This is a genomic window from Paracidovorax valerianellae, from assembly GCF_900102625.1.
GTDB classification, from domain to species: Bacteria; Pseudomonadota; Gammaproteobacteria; order Burkholderiales; family Burkholderiaceae_C; genus Paracidovorax; species Paracidovorax valerianellae.
This window is the reverse complement of sequence record NZ_FMZC01000005.1, coordinates 18,233-44,221: the sequence shown is the minus strand read 5'-3', so window position 1 is coordinate 44,221 and position 25,989 is coordinate 18,233. Positions and strand designations below refer to the sequence as shown.

The following is a 25,989-nucleotide window of genomic DNA, read 5'->3' as shown; positions in this document are numbered from 1 at the left end:
TACAATCGCCGCATGCCTGCCAACCTGCCCGCGCCGCCGTCCGTGCGCCCCCTGTCTTTCCACGGCCAGCCTGCGCTGCAGCTGGCCCTGCCCACCGGCGAGACCGCCACCGTGGCGCTGCAGGGGGCCCAGGTGCTCTCCTGGACCGGCCGCGACGGCGCCGAGCGCATGTACTTCAGCCCGCGCGCCCGGCTGGACGGCCACTCCCCCATCCGCGGCGGCATTCCCGTGTGCTTTCCCCAGTTCAACCAGCGCGGCCCCCTGGCCAAGCACGGCTTCGTGCGCAACCTGCCCTGGCATGTGGAGAGCAGCAGCGATGGCGACGGCAACGACGCTGCCGATGCCGGCGTGGTCCGCGCGGTGTTCGCACTGGACGACACCGCCGAAACCCGTGCCTGGTGGCCGCATGGTTTCGCCGCCCGCCTGACCGTGGAGCTGTCCGCCGAACACCTGCGGCTGGATCTGTCGGTGCGCAACACCGGCACCACGGCCTGGGATTTCACCGCCGCGCTGCACGGCTACTACCGCGTGAGCGACATCGCCGCCACCCGGGTGGAGGGGCTCGACGGCTGCGCGCGCTGGGATTCGGTGGCCGACGTGCATTCGGTCCAGCAAGGCCCCGTGGCGTTCGACGGCGAATACGACTCCATCTTTTCGGCGGCGGCCCAGCCCCTGCGGCTGCACGCGGGCGACCATGCCTTGACGCTCGCGCAAAGCCCGTCGTGGATCAACACGGTCGTCTGGAACCCCGGCGCCGCGCTCTGCGCCACGTTGCCCGACATGCCCGCCGACGGCTACCGGAACATGGTGTGCGTCGAAGCGGCCTGCATCGACCAGCCCGTGCACCTGGAGCCCGGTGCCGAGTGGTCCGGCTGGCAGCGCCTGGGTGCCGCCTGAGCACGGCTCCGGTTCCACCGCCATCACCGTTACCACTGCCTCAATCGTTTTACGGCCTCAGCCGCTTTCTTTTTCCGGAACCTCCATGCTCGCCAAACGCATCATTCCCTGCCTCGACGTGACCGGTGGCCGCGTGGTCAAGGGCGTCAACTTCGTCGAACTGCGCGACGCGGGCGACCCCGTCGAGATCGCCGCACGCTACAACGGCCAGGGCGCCGATGAGCTCACCTTCCTCGACATCACCGCCACCAGCGATGGGCGCGACCTGATCCTGCCCATCATCGAAGCCGTGGCCAGCCAGGTCTTCATTCCGCTGACGGTGGGCGGGGGCGTGCGCACGGTCGAAGACGTGCGCCGTCTGCTGAACGCTGGCGCCGACAAGACGAGCTTCAACTCCGCGGCCATCGCCAACCCCGAGGTCATCAGCGCGGCCTCCGCCAAGTACGGCGCCCAGTGCATCGTGGTGGCCATCGACGCCAAGCGCCGTCAGGGCGACGACCTGCAGGCGCGCGGTGAAGGCTGGGACGTGTACAGCCACGGCGGCCGCAAGAACACTGGCCTCGACGCCGTCGAATGGGCCACCGAGATGGCGCGGCGCGGGGCGGGCGAAATCCTGCTCACCAGCATGGACCGCGACGGCACCAAGTCCGGATTCGACCTGCAGCTGACGCGCGCCGTGAGCGACGCGGTGAGCGTGCCGGTGATCGCCTCGGGCGGCGTCGGCAACCTCGATCACCTGGCCGACGGCGTGCAGCAGGGCGGGGCGGATGCCGTGCTGGCTGCCAGCATCTTCCATTACGGCGAATACACCGTCGGCCAGGCGAAATCGCGCATGGCCGAGCGTGGCATTCCGGTGCGCCTGTGATGGCCCGCATCGAAGCCCGCAGCCGGGCCCGCACGCGCATTGCGGCGGTCTGTACCGTTCTTTTCGCCGCCGCACTGGCGGGCTGCGCACAAGTCCCGCGCAATGCGGGCGCCACGCCGGCCCCGTCGTATGCCTCGGGCTATTTCGACCGCGCGCCGTGCGTGGACCGCATCGGCCGCTGCTTTGACGCCACCATCGGCGGCCAGCCGGTCGAGGTGATCGCCACCCGGGAAGAGTTCGAGCGCCTGCGCACGCAGCTGCGCGCGCTGAACGGCGGTGTGCGCGACGTGTACTGGATCGTGCGCCGTCCGCTGGGACGCGCCGCAGCGCTCGACGTGGAAACCGTCGCTAACGATTTCGGTCGCGCATACGTCGGCGAGCCGCGCGAGGAAGCCGACGTGACGGTGTACGCCCTCGACGGCCAGGACCTGGAGAGCGAAACCGAGCACGTCGCCAGCCCGGACGTGCGCATCGGCGGCCGCCCGGCCGTGGTGCAGCAGGAGACGCTCACGCAGGACACGCTGCCCCCCGGCCGCTACGCCTTCGCCATCAAATACCTGGGCCGTGCCAACTGGGACCGCAAGTGGGTCTTCCTGACGGTGCAATGACGAAGGCGCTGGGGCTGTGCATGAAAATGGCCTCCAGCGCAATAAAGACTAGGGTGTATAGCTATAAAAATCATAGCAAACCACCCCAAATGCCGCAGTGCAGCAAATGACCGAGAATGACTCCATGAACTGGCTCAACGAAGTGAAATGGGATGCGCAGGGCCTGGTGCCCGCCATCGCGCAGGAAGCGGCCACGGGCGATGTGCTCATGTTCGCGTGGATGGACCGCGAGGCCCTGGCCAAGACGGCGGAACTGGGGCGTGCCGTGTATTTCAGCCGGTCGCGCGGCAAGCTCTGGTTCAAGGGCGAGGAATCGGGCCACGTCCAGACGGTGCACGAGATCCGCCTGGACTGCGACAACGACGTCGTGCTGCTCAAGGTGACGCAGCTGGGCCACGAGCCCGGCATCGCCTGCCACACCGGGCGCCACAGCTGCTTTTTCAGCGTGCTCAAGGATGGCGCCTGGCAGGCCGTCGATCCGGTCTTGAAAGACCCCGAGTCCATCTACAAATAACGGTAATGCGCATGACCATTCCTCTCGCCGATCTGGAGGCCCCTGCGGCCCGCCCGTCCGAAGACGCGCTCGCGCGCCTGGCCGCCGTCATCGAAAGCCGAAAGCCCGCCCATGGCGGAGATGCCGATAAAAGCTACGTGGCGCGGCTGCTGCACAAGGGGCCTGACGCTTTCCTCAAAAAGATCGGCGAAGAAGCCACCGAAGTGGTCATGGCCGCCAAGGACGTGGACCATGGCGCCGACCCGTCCAAACTCGTGTACGAGGTGGCCGATCTGTGGTTCCATTCCATGATCGCCCTGGCGCACTACGGCCTCACACCGGCCGACGTGGTGGCCGAGCTGGAGCGCCGCGAAGGCACCAGCGGCATCGAGGAAAAATCCCTGCGCAAGGCCATTGCCCGCGCCAACGACGAAGGAGCGACCCCGTGAGCGACATCATCGACGTGGAACCGAACGAGCGGGCCGAATCGCTCAAGACGGTGGGGTGGATCAGCTACATCCTGCACCTCATCGTCGCCGTGGGCGCCGTCATTCCCGGCGCGCAGCCGGGCGCGGTGCTGCTATTGATCGCCCTGGTCATTGACCTGGTCAAGAAGAGTGATGCCGACGGCACCTGGCAGGCCAGCCATTTCTCCTACCGCATCCGCACCGTGCTCTGGGCTGGCGTGCTGTACGTGCTGACCGCGCCGCTGTGGCTGCTGTTCATCGCGCCGGGCTGGATCGCCTGGGGGCTGATCTCCATCTGGTTCCTGTACCGCATCGTGCGGGGCATGGTGGCGATGAACAAGGGCCAGGCGCTCGATGTCTGAGGGCGCCGCCCGCGCGGCGCCGCTGCGGCTGAACCTCGCCCTGCAGGGCGGGGGCTCCCACGGGGCGCTGACCTGGGGCGTGCTCGATGCGCTGCTGGAAGACGGCCGCTTCGTGTTCGACGGCATCAGCGGCACCAGCGCCGGGGCCATGAATGCCGTGGCGCTGGCGCACGGCTTCGCGCAGGCGGCCAAGGCCCACCGGCACGGTGGCGCCGACGAAGTGCACCGCGCCGGCTGCGAACTCGCCCGCGAGACGCTCAAGCGGCTGTGGGAGGGTGTCGGCACCATGGGCAGCCTGCTGTGGGGTGTGCCGCTGGCCTCCAGCCCGTTCCTCGGGATGATGTCGCAGTGGCTCTCGCCCTACCAGACCAATCCGCTGGACATCAACCCGCTGCGCCGCCTGCTGGAGCGCGAGGTCGACTTCGACGTGCTCAGCGCGGCCCGCCACCCGCGCGTTTTCGTGTGCGCCACCAACGTGCGCACCGGGCGCGGCGAAATCTTCTCCGGCAAGGCCTTGAGCGCCGATGCGGTCATGGCCTCGGCGTGCCTGCCGCTCATGTTCAAGGCCGTGCAGATCGGCACCGAGCACTACTGGGACGGCGGCTATTCCGGCAACCCCGCGCTGCACCCGCTGATCTACAAGACCGAGTGCAGCGACATTCTGCTCGTGCAGATCAACCCCATCGAACACGCCGAGGTGCCCGACACGGCCTCCGAGATCATGGAGCGCATGAACGAGGTCACCTTCAACGCCAGCCTGCTGGCCGAGATGCGCGCGATCGAGTTCGTGCGGCGCCTGCTGGCCGAGGGCAAGCTGGACGCGCAGCGCTACAAGAGCGTGCGCATGCACCGCATCGACGGCGGCTCGGTGCTGGCACCAATGGGCGCGTCCAGCAAGACACGCGCCGACCTCTCGTTCATCCGCCAGTTGTTCGAACTGGGCCGCATCGCCGGCCAGGGATGGATCAAGGCCCACCATGCCGACGTGGGCGTGCGCCCCACGGTGAACATCGCAGACAATGCCTGACCCGGCGGCGCCACGGCGGCGCCCCTTTTCCTCCGACCCCACCATGCAGCACGATCCGAACTGTCTTTTCTGCAAGATCATCGCGGGCCAGATACCGTCCAAAAAGGTCTATGAGGACGAAGAAATCTTCGCCTTCCACGACATCCACCCCCACGCGCCCGTGCACTTTCTGATGGTGCCCAAGCTGCACGTGCACTCCATGGCCGGCGTGACCGAAGCGCATGCCGGCGTGCTGGGCCGCATGATGGTGCTGGCGCCCCGGCTGGCCGCCGAGCAGGGCTGCAACCCTTATCCGGACGGCGGTTTCCGCATCGTGGTGAACACCGGCACCGAGGGCGGGCAGGAGGTGCACCACCTGCACATCCACGTTCTGGGCGGCCCCCGCCCCTGGCTCAAGGGCTGATCGAGGCGCTGCTTCAAGGCGCCGTGCGGCGGCGGTTGTGTGGCCCGGGCGGGCATCGCCGCAGCCACACCTCCGCGCGCCGCAGGGGTATGAACTTCCCCGTCATGCGGCGGGTCTAGAATGGTCTGTATTCGTTAGGAGATTGTCATGGGTTCGTTTTCCATCTGGCACTGGCTGATCGTGCTGCTGATCGTGGTGATGGTGTTCGGCACGAAGAAGCTCAAGAACATGGGCTCCGATCTGGGCGGCGCCGTCAAGGGCTTCAAGGACGGCATGAAGGACGGTTCCGCCACCGACACGCCGCCAGGCACGCCTCCCACGGGGCAGGTCATCAACAACACCGCCGCAGATCCCAAGGGCACCACCATCGACGTCGAAGCCAAGCACAAGGGCTGAGACGGCGGCATGAAAAAGCCCACGGGCCGGTACTGCTTCCATGATTGATATTGGTTTGTCCAAAATGGCGCTCATCGGCGCCGTGGCGCTCATCGTCATCGGCCCCGAAAAGCTGCCACGCGTGGCGCGCACCGTCGGGACGCTGCTGGGCAAGGCGCAGCGCTACGTCGCCGACGTCAAGTCCGAGGTCAACCGTTCCATGGAACTGGATGAGCTGCGCAAGATGAAGGAAACGATGGAAGGCGCCGCCCGCGACGTGCACCAGACCATCCATACCAGCGCCAGCGACTTCGAAAAAGACTGGAACAACGACCTCGCCGGCACCTCTGGCAGCACGTCCGGCGACGCCGATGCCGGCCTGCCGTACGACGCACTGGGCGAATCTACCGTGGTGCCCGCGTACAAGCACCCCGGCAAGAACTGGCGCCTCAAGCGTGGCGCCACGCCGCAGTGGTACAAAGCCCGCAGCGGCGTGCGCACCAAGGCCCTGTCGGGCGCGGCGCGCGTGGCCCGGTTCCGGCCCCAGAAATTCCATTGATGGCTGCGCACCCCGCGCAGCCACCCGCGCGGGTGCAATGCCCGCCCCACCTGCACCATGTCCGAAATCCCCACTAAAGAAGACGAGCTGGCCGGCACCGAGCAGCCTTTCGTGCAGCACCTCATGGAGCTGCGCGACCGTCTGGTCAAGGCGCTGATCGCCATCGGCATCGCCGCGGGCATCCTGTTCCTGTACCCCGGCCCCGGCGCGCTGTACGACCTGCTGGCCGCGCCGCTGGTGGCGCACCTGCCCAAGGGCGCCACGCTGATCGCCACGTCGGTGATCTCGCCATTCATGGTGCCGCTCAAGATTTTGCTGATGTCGGCCTTCCTGGTCGCGTTGCCGGTGGTGCTCTGGCAGGTGTGGGCCTTCGTGGCGCCGGGCCTGTACTCGCACGAGAAGAAGCTGGTGCTGCCGCTGGTGGTCTCCAGCACGCTGCTGTTTCTGGTGGGCGTGGCGTTTTGCTACTTCTTCGTCTTCGGCCAGGTGTTCGCTTTCATCCAGAGCTTTGCCCCCAAAAGCATCACGGCGGCGCCTGACATCGAGGCGTACCTGAGCTTCGTGCTCACCATGTTCCTGGCGTTCGGCCTCTCGTTCGAGGTGCCCATCGTGGTGATCGTGCTGGCACGCATGGGCATCGTCAGCGTGGAAAAGCTCAAGGGTTTCCGCGGCTATTTCATCGTGCTGGCTTTCATCATCGCCGCCGTGGTCACGCCCCCGGACGTGGTGTCGCAACTGGCCCTGGCCGTGCCGATGTGCCTGCTGTACGAACTGGGCATCTGGGCCGCTCAAATCTTCATCCGCCATACCAAGGCGCCTGAGGATGAGCAGGCACAAGAGCCGACCTGAAAGGCGGGATGAGGTCTTTTGTGGCGTGAGGGCGATCTTTCCTCGTGCCGCAATTTGATGCATGCCCCAACATCCTGGCGTGCGGTTTTGTCCAGGACCTTTGCTGCGCATTCCTTGCCGGCGACGAAAGCCGCGACGTTCTGCGGCTCGGCCCTGTCGCCGCACGACTCCTGCCCAGCCCGAGCCGGCTCAGAGCGCCCGGCTTGAGCGCGGGCAGCGCATCTGTCGATTGCCGTCCACCGCACGGGTGGGCAGCAAGACACAAGCGGCCCACTTCAGTCCTTGAGCTTCCACCCTGGGATCGCCGGTGTTGAGCTCTGCGCGATCACGAAAGCGCGATCACGAAAATGAGAGCGGTACCCCGCGGGGAAGTGCGGGCCCTTTCCGCGCTGCTTTCTCGATCTCTCAGCGCTGCTGCTGTTGAGGCACCTGCTGCGCGCGCTGCGGCCGGGGGCGGGTGCCCGGCACCACTTCCAACTCCACCCGCGAATCGCCGCGCTGCAGTTGGAACGTGGCCGGCGTGCCCGGCTTCAGCGATGCTACGGCGGTGAGCAGGGCGGAGACGCTGGCTGTCGGCTTGTCCTCGACCTGCACGATCACATCGCCCGGACGCATGCCGGCACGGGCGGCGGGGCCGTCCTGCAGCACGCCGGTGATGATCACGCCTTCGGAAGCCTTCACACCGAAGGTCTGGGCCAGTTCGGGCGACAGCTCGTTCGGCTCCACGCCGATCCAGCCGCGCGTGACCTGCCCGTCCTTCACGATGCCGTCCAGCACCAGCTTGGCGGTGGACACCGGAATGGCAAAGCCGATGCCCATGCTGCCACCCGAGCGCGAGTAGATCGCGGTGTTGATGCCCATCAGGTTGCCGTTCACGTCCACCAGCGCGCCACCGGAGTTGCCGGGGTTGATGGCCGCGTCGGTCTGGATGAAGTTCTCGAACGTGTTGATGCCCAGTTGGCTGCGGCCCAGTGCGCTCACGATGCCGCTGGTCACGGTCTGCCCCACGCCGAAGGGGTTGCCGATGGCCAGCACATGGTCGCCCACGGCCAGCTGGTCGGAGTTGCCCAGCACGATCACGGGCAGCTTGTCCAGTTGCACTTTCAGGATGGCCAGGTCAGTGTCCGGGTCGGTGCCGATCACGGTGGCGCGTGCGCGGCGGCTGTCGGTCAGCGTGACCTCGATCTCATCCGCGCCCTCGACCACGTGGTTGTTGGTGAGGATGTAGCCGTCCGTGCTGATGATCACGCCGCTGCCCAGCCCGGTCTGCGCCTGCGTGCCCTGGTCGCCGAAGAAGAACTGGAACCACGGGTCGTTGCTGCGCGGGTGGCGCACGGCCTTGCTGGTGTTGATGCTGACTACCGCCGGCGCGGCCTTGCGCGCCGCCGCAGCGAAGCTGCCGGGGGCAGGGGGTGCGGCGGGGGTGCTCGGCGCCTCGATCAGGGCCACCCCTGCGCTGCTGCGCGTCGCGCCACGCCGCAGCCAGTCCGGCTGGAGGGTTACGACGACGAAGTAGGCGGCGACGAGTACCGTCACGGTCTGGGAAAACAGCAGCCAAAAGCGCTTCATGGTGGTCTGGAGTGAAAACCGGGGGAAGGGCGATTGTCGCCACTTTGGGCCGCACCCTGCACGAACAAGCCCCCTGGGCCGTCAGCCCGGGGTCAGCCCCATGGGCCGCTCCCTCAGGGCAAACCCTTAAAATTGCGCGTCTGCCACCGCGCTCCCTTGCCCGTTCTTTTTCGCGGCCGGGCCCACCGGCCCCGCCGCCTGCGACACGCCCCATCCGGAAATGCCTGCTGAACGTCGGCCGCGAACCGCCACCGCGGTGCCGCGCAGTCCTGCCATCGATTTCCCCGGAACCTGCCCATGACCTCCACTTCTCCCGCCGCCGGCCCCACTGGCGCCGCGCCCCGCCGCCCGCTCACCCGCCACGACTACCAGACGCTCGGCCTGTCCGCCCTCGGCGGCACGCTCGAGTTCTACGACTTCGTCATCTACGTGTTTTTCGCCGCCGTGCTGGGCGGGCTGTTCTTTCCCGCCGACATGCCCGACTGGCTGCGCCAATTGCAGACCTTCGGCATCTTCGCCGCCGGCTACCTGGCCCGGCCCGTGGGCGGCATCGTGATCGCCCACTTCGGCGACAAGCTCGGCCGCAAGCGCATGTTCACGCTGTCGATCTTCCTCATGGCCGTGCCCACGCTGGTCATCGGCCTGTTGCCCACCTACGCCAGCATCGGCGTGGCGGCACCGCTGCTGCTGCTGGCCATGCGCGTGCTGCAGGGCGCTGCCATCGGTGGCGAAATGCCCGGCGCCTGGGTGTTCGTGGCCGAGCACGTGCCCGCCAATCGCTACGGGCTGGGCGTGGGCACGCTCACCGCCGGCATCACGGGCGGCATCCTGCTCGGCTCGCTGGTCGCGATCGGCATCAACCGCAGCTATGCGCCTGCCGAGGTGCAGGAGTTCGCGTGGCGCATTCCGTTCATCCTGGGCGGCGTGTTCGGCTTGGTGTCGGTGTACCTGCGGCGCTTTCTGCACGAAACACCGGTCTTCCAGGAGTTGGCCGCCCGCCGCGCCGTGGCGCGCGAACTGCCGGTCAAGACCGTGCTGCGCGACCACCGCGGCGCCATGCTGCTCGTGGCCCTGATGACCTGGGTGCTCTCCACCGCCATCGTGGTCGTGGTGCTCATCACGCCCACCTATCTGCAGAAGGTGTTCCACATTCCCGCCACGCTGGCGCTGGAAGCCAACGCCGTGGCCACGCTCACCCTCACCATCGGCTGCGTCATCGTCGGCTGGGCCACTGACCGCTTCGGCACGCGCCCGGTCATGCTGGTGGGCTGGGGCGGGCTGGTCGTGACCACCTACCTGTTCTACACCGGCCTGCCGGGCACACCCGCTTCGCTGGTGTTCCATTACGGGCTGATCGGCCTGTTCGTGGGCTCCATCGCCCTGCTGCCCATCGTGGGCGTGCGTGCGTTCCCGCCCGAGGTGCGCTTCACCGGCCTGTCCTTCTCGTACAACATGGCCTATGCCGTGTTCGGCGGCATCACGCCCATCCTCATCACGCTGTGGCAGCAGCACGACGTGCTTGCCAATGCCCATTACGTGGCGGCCATGGGCGTGCTCGGTTTCGCGCTGGGCTTCGTACCGCTGGCCTCTCGTGGCTGGCAGCCTGCGGCCAAGGCCTGATGCGCCAAGCCTGCCATTGACGGGCTACAGTCAACGACGAGGCCAGCAAAACCCTAGGAGCAGACGATGAAGATCGAAGGTGCGTGCTACTGCGGCGCGATCGAATACCAGGCGGAAGTACAGCCCGGCACGGCAACCGTCTGCCACTGCAACGATTGCCAGGCTCAATCGGGGTCGGCCTTTCGCGCCAACATCGCCGCGCCCGCATCCAGTTTCGTGCTCGTGAAGGGCACGCCTCGCACATACATCAAGACGGCGGCCAGTGGAAACCAGCGCGTCCTTGCGTTTTGCGAGGTGTGCGGCAGTTCGCTGTATGCGTGCGATGTGACCGATCCGCAGGCCTATTCATTGCGAATCGGCACGGTCAGGCAACGGCAGGAACTCGGCACACCGCAGCGCCAGATCTGGACAAAACGACGCCATGAATGGGTTGCACTGCCCGACGGCGTCAAGTCTTTTGAAGGGCAGCCTTAGCCAGGGCTCAGCCACTGAACTGCTCCAGAGCAGTTTTTGTACTTTTGGCCTCGGGCTTCTCAAGACACAGGGCGGAAGTCGGGCCCGCCAGGCCGCAGAGCTTTGGCTGGTCACTACCCCATTGCTGAAGGGCGGGGCAGGCACCACTGCATGTCGCCGGCGGCGCCTCCTTCGCGACAGGCTACATTTGGCCGACAAATCAATGGCTCCTGAATGCTCCCGCCAGATCACTTTCTGGCGGCGGCCATGAAGCGTCGTTCGATGCTGGATCAGGCGCCTAAAAATCACTACAACAGTCGAAAGAAGAGAGAAACCGATGGCCAAATGCGCGTTTTGCAGTTCAACCATTTTGTTCGGCGGAAAGCGCCAAGGGGAAGCGCGATTCTGCAATGCCCAATGTGAGCAACGCGGCGTGCTCGCCAGCGTCGCGAGCCAGTTGCCATCGCACCAAGTGGACCCGTTCGTGCGAATGGTCCACCTTGGGAACTGCCCGAAATGCAAAGGCGCTGGTCCAGTGGACGTGCACGTTTCCTACCGGGTCTGGTCCGCGCTGGTGATGACCTCCTGGTCCAGCCGCCCGACCGTGTGCTGCAAGCGCTGCGGCGTCAAGAAGAGGCTCGGCGATACGGCGTTCTCTTTATTGCTCGGCTGGTGGGGGATTCCTTGGGGAATCCTCATCACGCCCCTTCAAATGGGTCGAAACGCATTCGGGCTTTTCAGGATGCCAGAGCCGTCGTCTCCGTCCCCTGCGCTTGAAAGAATGCTCAGGCTGCAAATGGCGGCTGAGCAGGTCGAGGGGCGACTTCGCAATGAGCCTGTTCTCTGAAGAAGCACACCAGCATGTCTGACCTGATTGAATGGTCAGCTCCCGGCATGGCGAGACCTCAACAGCGGAAAGCCGGTCTCACGCCAGAAGCCGATGCTGACTTGGCCGGACGACATGCCTCCATGGCTGTAGCGTTCGACAAATACAGAGGATGCTGTCTCGTCCAACGGCGAACCGACCAGGCGCTCGAAAGTCGCTTCAAGCAATGCATTGAGTGGCCTCTCGCCCGATGGCAAAGGGATACCTACGAGCACTTCTGCCATCTCTTGCCAAAGATACGGATCGCCGCGAAGTCCCCACTGGAGTGGCGGTGGCTTGAAAAGATCCGATACGTACTGGACGGGTGTCATTAGGAATTTCTGCGCTGACTGGGCCCATAAAAGAGATGGCGCTTTCCCGGCTTCGACCGTGCATCCAACTTGCGCAAGTCCAGCCGTTTCTGTTCGTTGCGCAGGTGCGTCAGACCAGCCCGGCGTCGGCATGGTTGCAGGGCCCGCTCTGGAAGCCCGGCACGCGGTACTCTTGCGGCGGTATCGCCCACCCGGCTGCGGTGGTGGCGGCCGGTGACTCGATGGGCACAGTCTTCCTCTGCAGCAAACCTTGAACAAGGGCGTCCACGGCAAGGCTGTTTTCGGTCGGCGCGACCAAGCTGACTTACGCCGCGATCACCAACAGGGCGGATTGTAGAGAGCACGCCATTGATCTCGGGCAATGCGGCTGGGCTGCGCATCTGGCGCTGCGCCTGCCGCAAGCTGGCCGATGGCCGGGCGGTGAAATCGAAGCCACAATCGTTCCATGACCAGCCCCATCGCTTCCCCCTCCCACGACACCACGGCCGCTACCCCCGGGGTTTCCCGGCAAGACCTGCAGCGCGCGTTCGACACGCTGCTGCAGCCCGAGCGCTTCAAGGACTACGGCCCCAACGGGCTGCAGGTGGAGGGCAAGGACCGCATCGCCCGACTGGTGAGCGGCGTGACCGCCAGCCGTGCGCTGATCGATGCGGCCATCGAGGACGGGGCCGATGCGATCTTCGTGCACCATGGCCTGTTCTGGCGCGGACAGGACGGCCGCGTGACGGGCTGGATGAAGCAGCGGCTGCAGCGGCTGCTGGCGCACGACATCAGCCTGTTCGCCTACCACCTGCCGCTGGATGCGCACCCCGAACTGGGCAACAACGCGCAACTGGGCCGCGTGCTGGGCGTGGCGGCCGATGCGCGGTTCGGCGAGCAGGATCTGGGATTTGCCGGCCCCGCGCAATTCGCCGATGCGCAGGCCCTGGCCCGGCATGTGGAGAGCGTGCTCGGCCGCTCGGTGACGCTGGTGCAGCCCGAGCCACGCCCCATCGCCCGCCTGGCCTGGTGCACGGGCGGAGCGCAGGGGTACTTCGAGGGGGCGATCGCCGCCAGGGCCGACGCCTTCATCACGGGCGAGATTTCAGAGCCGCAGGCCCATCTGGCGCGCGAGACGGGCGTGGCCTTCATCGCGGCGGGCCACCATGCCACCGAGCGCTACGGCGCACCGGCCGTGGCTAAGCGGGTGGCCGCGCAGCTGGGCATCGCGCACCGGTTCATCGAGATCGACAACCCGGCGTGACGCTGTGAAAGCGTGAAAACGTTAAAGCGCCTGAGGGAAGTGGATTGCTATCAAATAAATAGCAGTACTCCCTAGTGATGATTGCGCTGGAGGCCTGAAAGGCTTGAACCGCCCCGGCGCCAGCGCATCCCGGGCTGCCGTCCGGCTACATCACCCGCCCGTACCACCAGACCGACAGCACCGCGGCCAGCAGCATGAGCACGGCGCCGGCCAGCGCGAGCAGGGCGGACACCTCGGTTTCCTTCTTCTCCACGGTCAGGCGCGAGCTGAGCGTTTCGTACACCTTCTGCAGATCGGCGGCGGTGGCGGCGTGAAAGTATTCGGCGTTGGTGCGCAGGGCCACGGCCTTCAGCGTGTCTTCGTCCAGGCGCACGCGCATGGACCAGCCTTCGAAACCGATCGTCTCGCCGGCCACGGTGCCCACGCCGACGGTGTACACGCGCACGCCCCGGTCGGCGGCCCATTGGGCGGCTTCCAGGGGGTCCACGCCCGTGGTGCGTTGCCCGTCGGTGAGCATGATGATGGCGGCCGAGGTGTACGAGCCTGGCGCCACGGGCGTGAAGGCCTTCCGGCCCTGGGCGCGGCCCACTTCGTCGATCGGCTGCGAGCGCATGGTCTGCCGCCCGCCCAGAGCGGCAATGTCGATGCCCGAGTCGGGGAACAGCGTGGCCAGCGACAGCAGGATGCCGTTGCCTGTCGCCGTGCCGCGCTGCAGCTGGAAGCTGTCGATGGCCTTCACCAGGTCTTCGTGGTTCTGCGTGGGCAACTGCGCCAGCTGGGCGCTGCCGGCGAAGGCGACCACGCCCACGCGCACGTGGCGCGGCAGGTCGGCGATGAAGGCCTTGGCGGCGTTCTGCGCGGCGGTGATGCGGTCGGGCAGCACGTCGGCGGCGCGCATGCTGCCCGAGACGTCCATGGCCAGCATGATGGTCTGCTGCTGCGAGGGCAGGGTGATGACGGCCAGCGGACGGGCCGCCGCCAGCAGCAGCGCGGCCAGCCCCAGCAGGAACAGCACGGGTGGAACGTGGCGCCGCCAGGTGGTGCGCCCGCCGAGCGCTTCGCGCACGAGCCCCAGGCTGGGGTAGTGCAGGGCGGTGGCGCGGCGGCGGCGCAGCAGCCAGGCATAGAGCAGCACCAGCACCGGCAGCACCAGCAGCAGCCAGAGGAACGAGGGCCAGAGGAAAACCATGGTGCAGCGGCTCCTACTTTTCTTTCTTGCTACGCGGCCCGGGCCGCAGCGTGCCAGGGCGCCGGAGGGCGGTACGCGGGCTTGGCCGGCTGGCGGCCCCGCAGTTCCATGAAGCGGACCAGGGCGTCCAGCAGATCGTCGCCGGTGGCCAGCTCCAGCGTGTCGGCCCCGGCGCGCGCGAGCGATTCGCGCAGGGCGGCTTCGCGCTGCGCGGCCAGCCGCGCGAAGCGGTGGCGGAAGGCCTTGTCGCGCGTGTCCACCTGCAACTGGTCGCCGGTCTCGGGATCGCGCAGAGTGACCAGGCCCACGTCGGGCAGCGCCAGCTCCAGCGGATCGAGCAGGCGCACGGCCACCACGTCGTGGCGCTGCGCGAGCTGGGCCAGGGGCTTTTCCCAGCCGGGCGCGGTGATGAAGTCCGACACCACGAACACCGCCGAGCGGCGGCGCACCGTGCCCAGGGCCGTGCCCAGCAGGCGGGCCAGGTCGGTGGCGCCGGGCGGGGCGGCGGCCGGCACCGCAGGGCGGGCCTGCAGCAGACGGTGCAGCAGGTGCAGCACGTGGGCCCGGCTGGCGCGGGGCGGCAGGATGGCGTCCACGCCTGCGGCCGGTCCGGAAGCCGCTGCGGTGCGGCCCGGGGTGCGTGCGGCCTGGGGCCGGGCCGGTGCGCCGGTGCCGGTGCCGTAGAGCATCGCTCCCACGCGATTGCCGTGGCGCGTGAGCAGGCGCGCCAGCACGGCCACGAAGCCCGCGAGGATGTCGCGCTTGGCCTGCCCCGGCGGTCCGAAGTCCACCGAGGGGCTCAGGTCCAGCAGGAACCAGGCCGCCATTTCGCGGTCTTCGGAGAACACGCGCACGTGCGGCACGGCGAGCCGCGCGGTCACGTTCCAGTCGATGTGGCGCACGTCGTCGTGCGGCTGGTATTCGCGCAGGTCGGCCAGGTCCAGCCCGCCGCCGCGCAGCAGCGTGCGGTAGTCGCCCTGCAGCAGGCCGTCGAGCCGGCGGATCACCGTCCACTCGAGCTGGCGCAGCAGCCGCTCGGCCTGGCCGGGCAGCGCCGCCGCGCTGTGGGCTGCGTGCGCGGGCGTGGCCGGGCCGTCAGGCGCGTTGCGGCTCATGGCGGGCCCCGTTCTGAGCATCGTGGTGCAGCGGCCGGGGCGGCGCGGGCAGCTTGGCCATCAACTGGGCGATGAGCGCATCGGCATCGAGGCCGTCCGACAAGGCCTCGTACGACAGCGTGATGCGGTGGCGCAGCACGTCGGGCGCGAGGTCGGCCATGTCTTCGGGCAGCACGTAGGCGCGGCCGCGCAGCATGGCCAGGGCGCGCGCGCCTTCGGCCAGGTGGATGGTGGCGCGAGGGCTCGCGCCGCAGGCGATGCGCGGCGCCATGTCGGCCAGGCCGTATTGGCCGGGTGCGCGGGTGGCCGCCACCAGGCGCACGGCGTATTGCAGCAGCGACGGGTCCACGTACACCGTGCGGCATTCGGCCTGCAGCGCGGCGAGCTGGCCGGTGCTGGCCACTGCGGCCACCTGCACGGCGGGCGCGAGCGCGCGCTGGGCGATGACGAACTCTTCCTCTTCGGTGGGGTAGCCCACCAGCACTTTCATCATGAAGCGGTCCACCTGCGCCTCGGGCAGCGCGTAGGTGCCTTCGGTTTCGATGGGGTTCTGCGTGGCCATTACCAGGAAGGGCTCGGGCACGCGGTGCGTTTCACCGGCAATGGTGACCTGGCGCTCCTGCATCACTTCCAGCAGCGCGCTCTGCACCTTGGCGGGCGCGCGGTTGATCTCGTCGGCCAGCAGCAGGTTGGTGAACACCGGCCCGCGCGTGGTGCTGAATTCGCCCGTGCCCTGGTGGTACATGCGCGTGCCCACGAGGTCGGCGGGCACGAGGTCGGGCGTGAACTGGATGCGCTTGAACTGGCCCTGCACGGTGCTGGCCAGCGTCTTGACGGTCAGTGTCTTGGCCAGCCCCGGCACGCCTTCGACCAGCAGGTGGCCCTGCGACAGCATGGCCACCATCACGCGTTCGAGAAAGCGGTCCTGCCCGACCACGACGCGCTTGACCTCATAAAGGATCTGCTCCATCAGCGTGGCCGTGCCGGGGGACTGCGACGGGAATTCCATGGGCGGGCTCCGAAAGGATGAAGGTAGGAATAGAGAAAGAAAGAAGAAGGGAACAGGCGCTAGAACGGCGGCATGCCGACCGCGGCCGCGGCGTTCTCGATGGGCACGGCAAAACCGATGCCGATGAAGGTGCGCGCTGGCGTGGGGTTCAGGATGGCGGTGACGATGCCGACCACCTCGCCATCCAGCGTGACGAGCGGCCCGCCCGAGTTGCCAGGGTTGGCAGCCGCATCGAACTGGATCAGGTGCTGCAGCTCGCGCTTGCCTTCGGGCGAATCGAACTCGCGCTCCAGCCCCGACACCACGCCCGCCGAGGCCGAGGGCCCGATGCCGAACGGAAAGCCCACCGCCACCACCGGATCGCCCGGGCGCAGGTTCTGCGTGGAGCGCAGCGGAGCTGCGACGAGGTCGTCCGGAATCTTGTGGGCCTGCAGCACCGCCAGGTCGTTCTCGGGCTGCACGCCGGTCACGCTGGCGCTGGCTTCCATTCCGTCGGAGAAGACGACCTGCACGCGCGTGGCGCCCTGCACCACGTGCAGGTTGGTCAGGATCACGCCCTTGTCCAGGATCACCACACCGGTGCCGATGCCGCGCTCGACCTCCTTGCCCTTCTTGGTGTGGCTGTAGCCGATCACGCGCACGACCGATGGGGCGATGGTCTCCACGGCGCGCGCGGTGGCTGCGGGCAAGGGCTGCGTCTCCAGCGTGCGCAGCACGGCGGCGTCGATGTCTTTTTGCGTGATGGAGGGCGCGGCGGGGCGCTGGCCCATCCAGACGCTGGCAGCCAGCAGCACGGAGAGAAGGGCGATGGCGGCCCACAAAGCGCGCTGCGTGGTGCGCTGGGAGTTTGGGGCCTGCGGGCCGTTCGGTGCGGGGTGGGGGTTGGCGGAATGTTCGCCCGAGGGACCCGATGGCGCATCGCCCATCCCGCGGCCGCGTGCGGTGGCGGCCTCGTCCGCTGGCGCCTCGGGAGCGCTGCGGCGGTCGGAGCGGGAGCTGCTGTAGCGGGGCGGCCTGGGCATGCTGACACCTCTGAAAGCGGGCGCGCCACAGAGGGGGTGGCGGCGGAACGTTCACGGTAGCACGGAAAAGCCCGCCGCGCCTGTCACAGGGCGTATCGGGCATCATCGGCGCATGGACACCTGGATCGACACCCATTGCCACCTGGATGAGTTCGAGGCCCATGCCGGGCTCGACCACCTGGACCGCGTGCGCCGCGATGCAGCCAAGGCCGGCGTGGCCCACTGCGTGCTGCCCGCGGTCGAGCTTGCCAACCTGGACGCCGTGCGCCGCCTCGCGCACCGCCACGGCGACAGCTACGCGCTCGGCATCCATCCCCTCTTCACCGGCCGCGCCGGCGATGGCGACGTGGACACGCTGGCCCAGGCGCTGGAGGCCCACCACGCCGATCCGCGCCTGGTGGCCATCGGCGAGATCGGCCTCGACTATTTCGTGCCCGCGCTGGACGGCCCGCGTCAGGAGCGCTTCTACCGCGCCCAGTTGCAACTGGCCCAGCGGTTCGACCTGCCGGTGATCCTGCACGTGCGGCGCTCGTCCGACAAGGTGCTCAAGGGCCTGCGCGAGCGGCGCGTGCGCGGCGGCATCGCCCATGCCTTCAACGGCAGCCTGCAGCAGGCCGAAGCCTTCATCGCGATGGGCTTCAAGCTCGGCTTCGGCGGGGCGGTCACGTTCGACCGTGCGCTGCAACTGCGGCGGCTGGCGGCGGAGTTGCCGCTCGAATCGCTCGTGCTGGAGACCGATGCCCCCGACATTCCGCCGCACTGGCTGTACGTGACGGCCGCCGAGCGGGCCGCCGGCGCACCGCCTGCGCGCAACAGCCCGGGCGAGCTACCGCGCATCGCCGAGGTGGTGGCGGGGCTGCGCGGCATGCCGGTGGATGAGCTGGCGCAGGCCACGCGGGCCAATGCCATCGCTGCGCTGCCCCGGCTGGCATCGCTGCTGGACGCTTGAGGGTTTCAAGGTTTGAGTGTTTTTGGCCTCCAGCGCAATCAGCACTAGGGTGTATTGCTATTAATTTGATAGTAAATGGGTCTGGGCTGTAGAAAGTGACTTCCTTGCCCCCGATCCCGAGCCCGCCCCCAGCGCCGCGCGAGTTCTCCCCGCTGAGGGATTCCGCTCCTTCCTCCGACAATTTTTCTCCCCGAAGCGCATCGATCATGGCCGCCATGGACCTTTTCTCCCCACCGCCCGAACCCGCGCCGACAACACCTGCGGCCCCGCGCCTGGCCGGGCTGGCGCCGGTGGTGTCTTCGCGCACGGTGGTGCTGGTGCTGGGCAGCTTTCCCGGTGCGGCGTCGCTGCGGGCGGGGCAGTACTACGGGCACCCGCAGAACCACTTCTGGCGCATCCTGCAGGCGCTGTGGCCGGCGCAGCCGCTGCCCGGGCGGGACGATTACGCCGGGCGGTGCGCATGGCTGCTGGACCGGGGACTCGGCCTGTGGGACGTGTATGCGGCCTGCGAGCGCGAGGGCAGCCTGGACGCCGACATCCGCAACGCCGTGGTGAACGATTTCCAGGCGCTGCGCGGGCAGTGTCCGCGGCTCGCCGCCATCGCCCACAATGGCGGGGAGAGCTTCCGGCACGCCAAGGCCGTGCGCGCGCAAATGGGCCTGCCCCCCGCGCTGCTGGAAGGCGGCGTGCAGTCCCTGCGGCTGCCCTCCACCAGCCCGGCCAATGCGTCGTGGAGCTTCGAGAAAAAATGGAACGCCTGGGCCACGGCCCTGGGCACTTATGGATTGGTGTGACGATTTGACCCGCAAGAAAACCGCCAGCGACTTCCCCGAAGTGAGCGTCTCCGACGACGGCGAGGTGCGCCACCTGCACCTGGGCACGCCGTGGATCCAGGGCTCGATGCGCGTGGCCGAGCCGTTCGAGCTCGAACTGGAATACGTGCAGCGCATGATGGCCTGGCTGCTCTTCGTCGAGCCCGCCAGCGTGACCAAGCGCCACGCCATGCAACTGGGCCTGGGGGCCGGAGCGCTCACCAAGTTCAGCCACAAGAAGCTGCGCATGTGCGCCACCGCCATCGAGCTGAATCCGCAGGTGCTGGCCGTGTGCCGCGCCTGGTTCAAGCTGCCGCCGGACGGCTCCAAGCTGCGCGTGGTGCTGGCCGATGCCGCCCAGGAAATCCGCAACCCCATGTGGCTGGGCACGGTCGATGCGCTGCAGGTGGACCTGTACGACCACGAGGCCGCCGCGCCCGTGCTGGACAGCGCCGATTTCTATGCCGACTGCCGCGCGCTGCTGTCCGAGGACGGCGCCATGACGGTCAACCTCTTCGGCCGCGCCTCCAGCTACGAGCGCAGCCTGGGCAAGATGGCCGAGGCCTTCGGGACCGATGCGCTGTGGGCCTTCAAGCCCACGCGCGAGGGCAACACCGTGGTGCTGGCGCAGCGCACGCCCACCCGGCCCAAGCGCGCCGATCTGCTGGCGCGTGCCGAGGCGGTGCAGGCCCGCTGGGACCTGCCGGCCACCAAGTGGGCGCGCGTTTTCAAGCCGGTGGCCGCATGACCCCGGCCGCCGCGGCGTCCCTGGCGCAGCAGGGCGGCAGGGGCACCACCCCATTTCTCCTTTCTTTGAATTCCTGAACGAGGCCCGCCCATGAGCACCGCCGCAATCGCCGATCCGAAGCCCAAGCCGCCCGCGTACACCGGGCCGCTGGAGTGGCGGCGGCTGGTGGACTGGCTGCATGCCGATGGCGTGATCTCGGCCGAAGAAGCCGCCCGCACCATCGCGCGCTGCTCGCAGGCCGAAAGCCGCCAGCACCCGCTGGTGCGCCTGGCCAACGTGGCCATGGCCCGCGCGAGCGACGGCCGCCCGCTGGACGCCGAGCTGCTCACCCAGTACCTGGCCCAGCGCAGCGGCCTGGGCTACCTGCGCATCGACCCGCTCAAGGTGGACGTGGGCCGCGTGGCCGACACCATGAGCGCCAGCTACGCCGAGCGCCACAAGGTGCTGCCGGTGCAGGTCACGCCCAAGGAGGTGGTGATCGCCACGGCCGAGCCTTTCATCGACGACTGGGTGGCCGAGGTCGAGCGCCAGGCGCGGCGCACCGTGCGCCGCGTGGTGGCCAACCCGCAGGACATCCAGCGCTTCACGGCCGAGTTCTTCGCGCTGGCCAAGTCGGTGCGTGCCGCGCAGAAGGCGGGCGGGGCGTCGGCGGGCAACAGCTTCGAGCAGCTGGTGGAGCTGGGCAAGAGCAACAAGCAGCTCGACGCCAACGACCAGGGCGTGGTCAAGGTGGTGGACTGGCTGTGGCAGTACGCCTTCGACCAGCGCGCGAGCGATATCCACCTGGAGCCGCGCCGCGAGCAGGGCGTGATCCGCTTTCGCATCGACGGCGTGCTGCACCCGGTTTACCAGATGCCCATGGGCGTGCTGAACGCCATGGTGGCGCGCGTGAAGCTGCTGGGCCGCATGGACGTGGTGGAGCGCCGCCGCCCGCAGGACGGCCGCATCAAGACCCGCAACCCGCGCGGCGACGAGGTGGAAATGCGCCTGTCCACCCTGCCCACGGCCTTCGGCGAAAAGATGGTGATGCGCATCTTCGACCCCGACAACGCCGTCAAGGACCTGGACGCGCTGGGTTTTTCGCAGCACGATGCCACGCGCTGGGAGGCGCTGGTCAAGCGCCCGCACGGCATCATTTTGGTGACCGGGCCCACGGGCTCGGGCAAGACCACCACGCTGTACTCCACGTTGAAGCGCGTGGCGACCGAAGAGGTCAATGTGAGCACGGTGGAAGACCCGATCGAAATGATCGAGCCCAGCTTCAACCAGACCCAGGTGCAGCCGCAGCTCGATTTCAATTTCGCCGAGGGCCTGCGCGCATTGATGCGGCAGGACCCGGACATCATCATGGTCGGCGAAATCCGCGACCTCGCCACCGCCGACATGGCCGTGCAGGCCGCGCTCACGGGCCACCTCGTGTTCAGCACGCTGCACACCAACGACGCACCCAGCGCCGTCACCCGCCTCATGGAGCTGGGCGTGCCGCCCTACCTCATCAACGCCACGCTGCTCGGCATCCTCGCGCAGCGGCTGGTGCGCACGCTGTGCAAGCAATGCAGGCAAAAAGACGAGGCGTCCTCGGTCGATGCGCTGGCCGACGTGGTCAAGCCCTGGAAGCTCAACGGCGGCTACCAGGCCTACAAGCCCGTGGGCTGCGTCGATTGCCGCATGACGGGCTTTCACGGGCGCATGGGCCTGTATGAACTGCTCACGGTGAGCGAGGCGCTCAAGGACCGCATCAACCAGGCGCCATCCGTCGACGTGCTGCGCCGCCAGGCCGTGCAGGATGGCATGCGCCCGCTGCGCCTGGCCGGCGCGCTGCGCGTGGCCGAAGGCATCACCACGCTCGAAGAGGTGATCGCGGCCACGCCGCCGCTGGAGTGATTCGAGGTCAGCGCGGGACGCTCGCAGGGGCCTGTCAGCAGGCCGGAAAACGTCTCTCCGACGGGGCGTCACCCTGCGGTTTTCCCTAGGCGCTGGATAGGTGGAATCCACATCGATCCGCGGCGGACCGGACTGCACAATCGCCCGTCAAGTTCTTGTAAGGAGACGTTTTCGTGAAAATCAAGAGCCAGAAAGATTTCTTTTCGGGCCTCATGTTCATGGGGGTGGGTGTGGCCTTCGCGGTCGGCGCCTCCAACTACAACATCGGCAACGGAGCCCGCATGGGCCCCGGTTACTTCCCCCTGATCCTCGGCATCATCCTCGCCATCCTGGGCGCGGCGATCACGTTCTACGCCACGGTGGTGGAGAGCGTGGACGGCGACAAGATCGGCAAGTGGGCATGGAAGCAGCTGTTCTACATCCTGGCCTCGAACTTCGCGTTCGGCGTGCTGCTGGCGGGGCTGCCCTCGTTCGGCGTGCCGGCCATGGGACTGATCGTCGCCATCTACGCGCTGGTGTTCATCGCCAGCCTCGCGGGCGACACGTTCAAGGCCAAGGAAGTGTTCGTTCTCGCCACCGTTCTCGCGGTGGGCAGCTACGTGGCTTTCGTGTGGGCGCTGAAGCTGCAGTTCCCTGTGTGGCCCAGTTTCATTTCGGGTTGAGCAGGAGCATCGAAAACCATGGAATTGTTTGACAACCTGGCGACCGGCTTCGGCGTCGCCTTCACGTTTCAGAACCTCATCTACTGCTTCGTCGGCTGCCTGCTGGGCACGCTGATCGGCGTGCTGCCGGGCATCGGGCCCGTGGCCACCATCGCCATGCTGCTGCCCGCCACGTACGCGCTGCCCCCCGTGGCCGCGCTGATCATGCTGGCCGGCATCTACTATGGCGCGCAGTACGGCGGATCGACCACTGCCATTTTGGTGAACCTGCCGGGCGAGTCATCCTCGGTGGTGACGGTGATCGACGGCTACCAGATGGCGCGCAAGGGCCGTGCGGGCCCCGCGCTTGCCGCGGCTGGCTTGGGCTCGTTCTTCGCCGGCTGCGTGGGCACGCTGATCCTGGCTGCGTTCGCGCCGCCGCTGACCGAAGTCGCCTTCAAGTTCGGCCCTGCCGAGTACTTCTCGCTGATGGTGCTGGGCCTGATCGGCGCCGTGGTGCTGGCTTCGGGCTCGCTGCTCAAGGCCGTGGCCATGATCGTGCTGGGCCTGCTGCTGGGCCTGGTCGGCACCGACGTGAACTCGGGCGTCGCCCGCTACAGCTTCGACATCCCTGAACTGACCGACGGCATCAACTTCGTCGTGATCGCCATGGGTGTGTTCGGCTACGGCGAAATCATCGCCAACCTGTCCAAGCCCGAAGACGACCGCGAGGTGTTCACCGCCAAGGTGCACGGCCTCATGCCGACCAAGGAAGACTTCAAGCGCATGATCCCCGCGGTGCTGCGCGGCACGGCGCTCGGCTCTGCGCTGGGCATCCTGCCCGGTGGCGGTGCGCTGCTGGCGGCCTTCGCGGCCTACACCATCGAAAAGAAGACCAAGCTGCAACCCGGCGAAGTTCCTTTCGGCAAGGGCAACATCCGCGGTGTGGCGGCGCCTGAATCGGCCAACAACGCCGGTGCGCAAACGTCGTTCATCCCGCTGCTGACGCTGGGCATTCCGCCCAACGCCGTGATGGCGCTGATGGTGGGCGCGATGACGATTCACAACATCCAGCCTGGTCCCCAGGTGATGACGAGCAACCCCGAACTCTTCTGGGGTCTGATCGCCTCGATGTGGCTCGGCAACGCGATGCTGATCATCCTGAACCTGCCGCTGATCGGTCTGTGGATCAAGCTGCTGACCGTGCCTTACCGCTGGCTGTTCCCCTCCATCGTGCTGTTCTGCGCGGTGGGCGTGTACGGCACGAACAACAACACGTTCGACGTGTGGCTGGTCGGTATCTTCGGCTTCATCGGGTACCTGTTCCACAAGCTGGGCACCGAGCCTGCGCCGCTGCTGCTCGGGTTCATCCTGGGCCCGATGATGGAAGAAAACCTGCGCCGAGCCTTGCTGCTGTCGCGCGGCGACTGGAGCGTGTTCGTCACGCGCCCGATCTCCGCCGGCCTGCTGGCTGCCGCCGTGCTGCTGCTCATCATCGTGCTGCTGCCGGCCGTGAAGAACAAGCGCGAAGAAGCCTTCGTCGAGGATTGACGCCCGGTTGGGTACCCCCTTCACGATTGAGAAAAACGGCACCTTCGGGTGCCGTTTTTCTTGGTGCTGGTGGCGAGGGCGGGACCAAGGCTCAGGGCATGATTTCGGCATCGGTCAGCGGTGGACAGTCAGTGCACTCCGGCGGAATGTTCTCGAACACCACGTCGCGCCCTACGCGCACTTTGTTCATCGGTGGGTTGAGGTACCAATACAGCTGGCCGTTGATCCAGAGGTCCACTACGGCGCTGGTGCCCAGCAGGGTTTCGGGCGCGATCCGATACAGACGTACGAAAGACGGCATCTTGAAATCAGGGTGAATGAGGCTCTGCAGCAACGAGGCTTCGTAGTATTCCAAACGATAGACGTTGCGTGGGCTGATGGAGATACCTTTCAATGTGGGGGTGCATGCATACCAGAGCGCTACTGTCGCAGCGGCAAAGAGCAAGGCCCAGGATGCCCGTCGCAGATATTGGTTCGAGAAATTTTTCATTGGATCTCGCCAGGAGATTTTTTGTGGAAAAGGCAACTGGATTCGACGCACGTCCGATAGCACCATAAAGTCACCTACTCTCTGATTATTCGTGCGCCAGTTGCGGAAGTCCTGGTTCTGGACGGCCGTGAAGAACAAGCGCGAGGAGCCTTCGTCGAGGAATGACACCCGGTTGGGTACCCCTTCACGATTGAGAAAAACGGCACCTTCGGGTGCCGTTTTTCTTGGGGCTGGTGGACAGGGGCGTGAGAGGCTCAGGGCATGATTTCGGCATCGGTCAGTGGCGGACAGTCAGTGCACTCCGGCGGAATGTTCTCGAACACCACGTCGCGCCCTACACGCACCTTGTTCATGGGCGGGTTGAGATACCAATACAACTGGCCGTTGATCCAGAGGTCCACCACATCGCTTTCGCCCAGCAGTGTTCTCGGCTCTACGCGATAAAGCCGAATCACGTGGGGATAACGCATGTCCATGTGGGTTAAACGTTGAAGCCAGGAGGCTTCGTAGTAGTCCAACCGGTACACACGGCGGGGGCTGTAGTGACTTCGATCGTAGGTTGGCGTCACGAAGTACCAGCCCCCGACGATCAAGGCAATCGCGAGAGCAGCCCGTTTTAGAAGACCCCGATATTTTTTCATTCCGCGCACCTCACTTCACCACTGGAATTTCAGCGGGAATGCCAGTCGAATCCTGTGCACATTCGACAGCACCATGAAGTCTCCACCTCGATGATTTTTTCCTCGCCATTGGCGAAAATCCTTGTTCTGCACGATGTACTTGTACCCTTGCACCGTGCTGGGAGGTTCATCCACTACGGCGTCATCAACGGGTACGTTCAGCCGCGTGCTGACACCACACTCCACGCCGCTAAAACCCCAGCAGCCTAATGGCTGGGAGATGAAGTTGCCGCCGTCGTTGAAGTCATAGGCATCACGCAAATAAAAGCCGAGCTCTTCGATTTCCACTTTGGCTTTGCCCGGTCCCTGGGGAAAAACCGTGCCCGATACCGCCACATTCATTTGTGCTTCTCCCATCGCGCCATAGAAGTCGTCCATGGGATCACTCCATCTGCCAAACGACAGGTAGTTGACTTGGCACGTGTCCTCCAGGATTTTGGCCGGCAGCGCGAGATTGCCTAAACGCCAGCACTGGTCCTGGCGCCCTCTGCTTTGGCGATCCACTCGGTCTTTCAGTTGGGCAATGCCTGCAGGGCTTGCCCATTTCGATCGCAAGCTGGCCATGGCCGCCTGCACCCGTGCGAAACCTAATGCCCATTCCATCATGACGGTGCTTTCGTCGAGATGCTGAGCAGGAAGTTGAATCAGACGACTGGGGGGTTCGCTGAATTTCATTTCCTTTGTCATCTGGTATGCCGCACCTTTAAACCACCGCTCCATCAACGCCGCCGCCACCGGCCACCCTAAGCGCGAGCGCATCACCGATGAAATGTCCCGCAACTGGAACAAGCGGGTGGCATATTGCGGCGCGTTCTTGCGCCCAAGCATCGACTGCAGGGCTTCCTGCGGCGCCTTGAGAAGATCGACCATTTCCCTAACTCCCTTTGTTTTTCGGTCACGCTGAGGCTTGCG

At 66.8% G+C, this 25,989-nt stretch carries 30 protein-coding genes; 21 read left to right on the top strand and 9 right to left on the bottom strand.

Annotated elements, in window-relative coordinates; genetic code table 11:
- The first annotated feature begins 12 nt into the window (after nucleotides 1-12).
- The 11 genes from BLT03_RS10185 to tatC all read left to right on the top strand — a co-directional run bounded on the left by BLT03_RS10185 (nucleotide 13) and on the right by tatC (nucleotide 6,905).
- Nucleotides 13-897, top strand: a complete 885-nt coding sequence (locus BLT03_RS10185; RefSeq protein ID WP_092743197.1) for a D-hexose-6-phosphate mutarotase — start codon at nucleotides 13-15, stop codon at nucleotides 895-897.
- Nucleotides 898-982: 85 nt separating this feature from the next.
- Nucleotides 983-1,762 (top strand): imidazole glycerol phosphate synthase subunit HisF, encoded by a 780-nt coding sequence (hisF, locus tag BLT03_RS10180; protein WP_092743195.1) that lies wholly within the window; start codon nucleotides 983-985, stop codon nucleotides 1,760-1,762.
- Entirely contained in the window at nucleotides 1,762-2,370 is a 609-nt protein-coding gene (locus tag BLT03_RS10175; RefSeq protein WP_245711322.1) for a hypothetical protein, read from the top strand. Before hisF ends, BLT03_RS10175 begins: the two co-directional genes overlap by 1 nt.
- 124 nt (nucleotides 2,371-2,494) lie before the next feature.
- Entirely contained in the window at nucleotides 2,495-2,884 is a 390-nt protein-coding gene (gene hisI / locus BLT03_RS10170; protein WP_245711321.1) for a phosphoribosyl-AMP cyclohydrolase, read from the top strand.
- An 11-nt stretch (nucleotides 2,885-2,895) separates the two neighbouring features.
- Nucleotides 2,896-3,312 carry a phosphoribosyl-ATP diphosphatase gene (locus tag BLT03_RS10165; RefSeq protein ID WP_092743561.1) on the top strand — a complete coding sequence of 139 codons (417 nt, stop codon included), beginning with the start codon at nucleotides 2,896-2,898 and terminating at the stop codon, nucleotides 3,310-3,312.
- Nucleotides 3,309-3,692, top strand: coding sequence for a DUF4870 family protein (locus tag BLT03_RS10160; protein WP_092743191.1), 384 nt, complete (start codon nucleotides 3,309-3,311; stop codon nucleotides 3,690-3,692). Before BLT03_RS10165 ends, BLT03_RS10160 begins: the two co-directional genes overlap by 4 nt.
- On the top strand, nucleotides 3,685-4,719 hold the full coding sequence (locus tag BLT03_RS10155) for a patatin-like phospholipase family protein (protein WP_092743189.1): 1,035 nt from the start codon (nucleotides 3,685-3,687) through the stop codon (nucleotides 4,717-4,719). Before BLT03_RS10160 ends, BLT03_RS10155 begins: the two co-directional genes overlap by 8 nt.
- 43 nt (nucleotides 4,720-4,762) lie before the next feature.
- Nucleotides 4,763-5,122, top strand: a complete 360-nt coding sequence (locus tag BLT03_RS10150) for a histidine triad nucleotide-binding protein (protein ID WP_092743186.1) — start codon at nucleotides 4,763-4,765, stop codon at nucleotides 5,120-5,122.
- A 147-nt stretch (nucleotides 5,123-5,269) separates the two neighbouring features.
- Nucleotides 5,270-5,518, top strand: a complete 249-nt coding sequence (gene tatA / locus BLT03_RS10145; RefSeq protein WP_092743184.1) for a Sec-independent protein translocase subunit TatA — start codon at nucleotides 5,270-5,272, stop codon at nucleotides 5,516-5,518.
- A 40-nt stretch (nucleotides 5,519-5,558) separates the two neighbouring features.
- Nucleotides 5,559-6,056 carry a Sec-independent protein translocase protein TatB gene (tatB, locus tag BLT03_RS10140; protein WP_092743182.1) on the top strand — a complete coding sequence of 166 codons (498 nt, stop codon included), beginning with the start codon at nucleotides 5,559-5,561 and terminating at the stop codon, nucleotides 6,054-6,056.
- Between the two features lie 57 nt (nucleotides 6,057-6,113).
- Complete coding sequence (gene tatC / locus BLT03_RS10135) at nucleotides 6,114-6,905, top strand: twin-arginine translocase subunit TatC (protein WP_092743180.1); 792 nt, start codon at nucleotides 6,114-6,116, stop codon at nucleotides 6,903-6,905.
- A 405-nt stretch (nucleotides 6,906-7,310) separates the two neighbouring features.
- Here the strand turns inward: tatC and BLT03_RS10130 are convergent, their stop codons facing one another.
- Nucleotides 7,311-8,474, bottom strand: a complete 1,164-nt coding sequence (locus tag BLT03_RS10130) for a S1C family serine protease (protein WP_092743178.1) — start codon at nucleotides 8,472-8,474, stop codon at nucleotides 7,311-7,313.
- Nucleotides 8,475-8,771: 297 nt separating this feature from the next.
- On the opposite strand from BLT03_RS10130, the gene BLT03_RS10125 reads away from it, so the two are divergent.
- The 3 genes from BLT03_RS10125 to BLT03_RS10115 all read left to right on the top strand — a co-directional run bounded on the left by BLT03_RS10125 (nucleotide 8,772) and on the right by BLT03_RS10115 (nucleotide 11,394).
- Nucleotides 8,772-10,094, top strand: coding sequence for an MFS transporter (locus BLT03_RS10125; RefSeq protein WP_092743176.1), 1,323 nt, complete (start codon nucleotides 8,772-8,774; stop codon nucleotides 10,092-10,094).
- Nucleotides 10,095-10,160: 66 nt separating this feature from the next.
- Nucleotides 10,161-10,568 carry a GFA family protein gene (locus tag BLT03_RS10120; protein ID WP_092743174.1) on the top strand — a complete coding sequence of 136 codons (408 nt, stop codon included), beginning with the start codon at nucleotides 10,161-10,163 and terminating at the stop codon, nucleotides 10,566-10,568.
- Nucleotides 10,569-10,884: 316 nt separating this feature from the next.
- Nucleotides 10,885-11,394, top strand: a complete 510-nt coding sequence (locus BLT03_RS10115) for a hypothetical protein (protein WP_092743172.1) — start codon at nucleotides 10,885-10,887, stop codon at nucleotides 11,392-11,394.
- A gap of 35 nt (nucleotides 11,395-11,429) precedes the next feature.
- On the opposite strand, the gene BLT03_RS10110 is transcribed toward BLT03_RS10115, so the two are convergent.
- Nucleotides 11,430-11,744, bottom strand: a complete 315-nt coding sequence (locus tag BLT03_RS10110) for a hypothetical protein (RefSeq protein ID WP_092743170.1) — start codon at nucleotides 11,742-11,744, stop codon at nucleotides 11,430-11,432.
- Between the two features lie 445 nt (nucleotides 11,745-12,189).
- On the opposite strand from BLT03_RS10110, the gene BLT03_RS10100 reads away from it, so the two are divergent.
- Complete coding sequence (locus BLT03_RS10100) at nucleotides 12,190-12,987, top strand: Nif3-like dinuclear metal center hexameric protein (protein WP_092743166.1); 798 nt, start codon at nucleotides 12,190-12,192, stop codon at nucleotides 12,985-12,987.
- Between the two features lie 145 nt (nucleotides 12,988-13,132).
- Here BLT03_RS10100 and BLT03_RS10095 read toward each other — a convergent pair whose 3' ends face one another.
- From BLT03_RS10095 to BLT03_RS10080, 4 genes are read right to left on the bottom strand one after another with little or no spacing between them, the layout of a single operon-like run.
- Nucleotides 13,133-14,176 carry a VWA domain-containing protein gene (locus tag BLT03_RS10095; protein WP_092743163.1) on the bottom strand — a complete coding sequence of 348 codons (1,044 nt, stop codon included), beginning with the start codon at nucleotides 14,174-14,176 and terminating at the stop codon, nucleotides 13,133-13,135.
- Nucleotides 14,177-14,205: 29 nt separating this feature from the next.
- The gene (locus BLT03_RS10090; RefSeq protein WP_092743161.1) at nucleotides 14,206-15,291 is read right to left on the bottom strand and encodes a DUF58 domain-containing protein; all 1,086 of its coding nucleotides are present in this window, start codon (nucleotides 15,289-15,291) and stop codon (nucleotides 14,206-14,208) included.
- Nucleotides 15,272-16,300 (bottom strand): AAA family ATPase, encoded by a 1,029-nt coding sequence (locus BLT03_RS10085; protein WP_092743159.1) that lies wholly within the window; start codon nucleotides 16,298-16,300, stop codon nucleotides 15,272-15,274. Before BLT03_RS10085 ends, BLT03_RS10090 begins: the two co-directional genes overlap by 20 nt.
- Before the next feature lie 59 nt (nucleotides 16,301-16,359).
- Entirely contained in the window at nucleotides 16,360-17,322 is a 963-nt protein-coding gene (locus tag BLT03_RS10080; protein WP_092743157.1) for a S1C family serine protease, read from the bottom strand.
- A gap of 112 nt (nucleotides 17,323-17,434) precedes the next feature.
- Between BLT03_RS10080 and BLT03_RS10075 the strand changes: the two genes are divergently transcribed.
- The 6 genes from BLT03_RS10075 to BLT03_RS10050 all read left to right on the top strand — a co-directional run bounded on the left by BLT03_RS10075 (nucleotide 17,435) and on the right by BLT03_RS10050 (nucleotide 23,907).
- Nucleotides 17,435-18,271, top strand: coding sequence for a TatD family hydrolase (locus BLT03_RS10075; protein WP_092743155.1), 837 nt, complete (start codon nucleotides 17,435-17,437; stop codon nucleotides 18,269-18,271).
- 215 nt (nucleotides 18,272-18,486) lie between these two features.
- On the top strand, nucleotides 18,487-19,065 hold the full coding sequence (locus BLT03_RS10070; RefSeq protein ID WP_092743559.1) for a DNA-deoxyinosine glycosylase: 579 nt from the start codon (nucleotides 18,487-18,489) through the stop codon (nucleotides 19,063-19,065).
- Complete coding sequence (locus tag BLT03_RS10065; RefSeq protein ID WP_092743153.1) at nucleotides 19,052-19,831, top strand: class I SAM-dependent methyltransferase; 780 nt, start codon at nucleotides 19,052-19,054, stop codon at nucleotides 19,829-19,831. The genes BLT03_RS10070 and BLT03_RS10065 overlap by 14 nt, the downstream gene beginning before the upstream one ends.
- Before the next feature lie 90 nt (nucleotides 19,832-19,921).
- The gene (gene tfpB, locus BLT03_RS10060; protein ID WP_092743151.1) at nucleotides 19,922-21,715 is read left to right on the top strand and encodes a type IV pilus assembly ATPase TfpB; all 1,794 of its coding nucleotides are present in this window, start codon (nucleotides 19,922-19,924) and stop codon (nucleotides 21,713-21,715) included.
- 173 nt (nucleotides 21,716-21,888) lie between these two features.
- Complete coding sequence (locus tag BLT03_RS10055; protein WP_092743149.1) at nucleotides 21,889-22,377, top strand: tripartite tricarboxylate transporter TctB family protein; 489 nt, start codon at nucleotides 21,889-21,891, stop codon at nucleotides 22,375-22,377.
- Nucleotides 22,378-22,395: 18 nt separating this feature from the next.
- Nucleotides 22,396-23,907 carry a tripartite tricarboxylate transporter permease gene (locus BLT03_RS10050; protein WP_092743147.1) on the top strand — a complete coding sequence of 504 codons (1,512 nt, stop codon included), beginning with the start codon at nucleotides 22,396-22,398 and terminating at the stop codon, nucleotides 23,905-23,907.
- A 91-nt stretch (nucleotides 23,908-23,998) separates the two neighbouring features.
- Here BLT03_RS10050 and BLT03_RS10045 read toward each other — a convergent pair whose 3' ends face one another.
- The 3 genes from BLT03_RS10045 to BLT03_RS10035 all read right to left on the bottom strand — a co-directional run bounded on the left by BLT03_RS10045 (nucleotide 23,999) and on the right by BLT03_RS10035 (nucleotide 25,947).
- Nucleotides 23,999-24,565, bottom strand: coding sequence for a DUF6402 family protein (locus BLT03_RS10045; protein ID WP_434802342.1), 567 nt, complete (start codon nucleotides 24,563-24,565; stop codon nucleotides 23,999-24,001).
- 86 nt (nucleotides 24,566-24,651) lie between these two features.
- A complete protein-coding gene (locus BLT03_RS10040; RefSeq protein WP_092743145.1) occupies nucleotides 24,652-25,038 on the bottom strand; it encodes a hypothetical protein in 387 nt (128 codons plus the stop codon).
- Nucleotides 25,039-25,053: 15 nt separating this feature from the next.
- Nucleotides 25,054-25,947 (bottom strand): DUF6402 family protein, encoded by an 894-nt coding sequence (locus BLT03_RS10035; protein ID WP_092743143.1) that lies wholly within the window; start codon nucleotides 25,945-25,947, stop codon nucleotides 25,054-25,056.
- Nucleotides 25,948-25,989 lie beyond the last annotated feature (42 nt).

Bases quoted from the DNA above. Each gene is read 5' to 3' on its own strand.
- BLT03_RS10155 (WP_092743189.1), top strand. From the start codon at position 3,685: ATGTCTGAGGGCGCCGCCCGCGCGGCGCCGCTGCGGCTGAACCTCGCC.
- BLT03_RS10050 (WP_092743147.1), top strand. From the start codon at position 22,396: ATGGAATTGTTTGACAACCTGGCGACCGGCTTCGGCGTCGCCTTCACG.
- BLT03_RS10150 (WP_092743186.1), top strand. From the start codon at position 4,763: ATGCAGCACGATCCGAACTGTCTTTTCTGCAAGATCATCGCGGGCCAG.
- BLT03_RS10100 (WP_092743166.1), top strand. From the start codon at position 12,190: ATGACCAGCCCCATCGCTTCCCCCTCCCACGACACCACGGCCGCTACC.
- tatB (WP_092743182.1), top strand. From the start codon at position 5,559: ATGATTGATATTGGTTTGTCCAAAATGGCGCTCATCGGCGCCGTGGCG.
- hisF (WP_092743195.1), top strand. From the start codon at position 983: ATGCTCGCCAAACGCATCATTCCCTGCCTCGACGTGACCGGTGGCCGC.
- tatA (WP_092743184.1), top strand. From the start codon at position 5,270: ATGGGTTCGTTTTCCATCTGGCACTGGCTGATCGTGCTGCTGATCGTG.
- tfpB (WP_092743151.1), top strand. From the start codon at position 19,922: ATGAGCACCGCCGCAATCGCCGATCCGAAGCCCAAGCCGCCCGCGTAC.
- BLT03_RS10175 (WP_245711322.1), top strand. From the start codon at position 1,762: ATGGCCCGCATCGAAGCCCGCAGCCGGGCCCGCACGCGCATTGCGGCG.
- BLT03_RS10095 (WP_092743163.1), bottom strand. From the start codon at position 14,176: ATGGTTTTCCTCTGGCCCTCGTTCCTCTGGCTGCTGCTGGTGCTGCCG.
- BLT03_RS10090 (WP_092743161.1), bottom strand. From the start codon at position 15,291: ATGAGCCGCAACGCGCCTGACGGCCCGGCCACGCCCGCGCACGCAGCC.
- BLT03_RS10115 (WP_092743172.1), top strand. From the start codon at position 10,885: ATGGCCAAATGCGCGTTTTGCAGTTCAACCATTTTGTTCGGCGGAAAG.
- BLT03_RS10110 (WP_092743170.1), bottom strand. From the start codon at position 11,744: ATGACACCCGTCCAGTACGTATCGGATCTTTTCAAGCCACCGCCACTC.
- BLT03_RS10125 (WP_092743176.1), top strand. From the start codon at position 8,772: ATGACCTCCACTTCTCCCGCCGCCGGCCCCACTGGCGCCGCGCCCCGC.
- BLT03_RS10070 (WP_092743559.1), top strand. From the start codon at position 18,487: ATGGACCTTTTCTCCCCACCGCCCGAACCCGCGCCGACAACACCTGCG.
- hisI (WP_245711321.1), top strand. From the start codon at position 2,495: ATGAACTGGCTCAACGAAGTGAAATGGGATGCGCAGGGCCTGGTGCCC.
- BLT03_RS10075 (WP_092743155.1), top strand. From the start codon at position 17,435: ATGGACACCTGGATCGACACCCATTGCCACCTGGATGAGTTCGAGGCC.
- BLT03_RS10035 (WP_092743143.1), bottom strand. From the start codon at position 25,947: ATGGTCGATCTTCTCAAGGCGCCGCAGGAAGCCCTGCAGTCGATGCTT.
- BLT03_RS10040 (WP_092743145.1), bottom strand. From the start codon at position 25,038: ATGAAAAAATATCGGGGTCTTCTAAAACGGGCTGCTCTCGCGATTGCC.
- BLT03_RS10080 (WP_092743157.1), bottom strand. From the start codon at position 17,322: ATGCCCAGGCCGCCCCGCTACAGCAGCTCCCGCTCCGACCGCCGCAGC.
- BLT03_RS10085 (WP_092743159.1), bottom strand. From the start codon at position 16,300: ATGGAATTCCCGTCGCAGTCCCCCGGCACGGCCACGCTGATGGAGCAG.
- BLT03_RS10165 (WP_092743561.1), top strand. From the start codon at position 2,896: ATGACCATTCCTCTCGCCGATCTGGAGGCCCCTGCGGCCCGCCCGTCC.
- BLT03_RS10130 (WP_092743178.1), bottom strand. From the start codon at position 8,474: ATGAAGCGCTTTTGGCTGCTGTTTTCCCAGACCGTGACGGTACTCGTC.
- BLT03_RS10185 (WP_092743197.1), top strand. From the start codon at position 13: ATGCCTGCCAACCTGCCCGCGCCGCCGTCCGTGCGCCCCCTGTCTTTC.
- tatC (WP_092743180.1), top strand. From the start codon at position 6,114: ATGTCCGAAATCCCCACTAAAGAAGACGAGCTGGCCGGCACCGAGCAG.
- BLT03_RS10065 (WP_092743153.1), top strand. From the start codon at position 19,052: ATGGATTGGTGTGACGATTTGACCCGCAAGAAAACCGCCAGCGACTTC.
- BLT03_RS10120 (WP_092743174.1), top strand. From the start codon at position 10,161: ATGAAGATCGAAGGTGCGTGCTACTGCGGCGCGATCGAATACCAGGCG.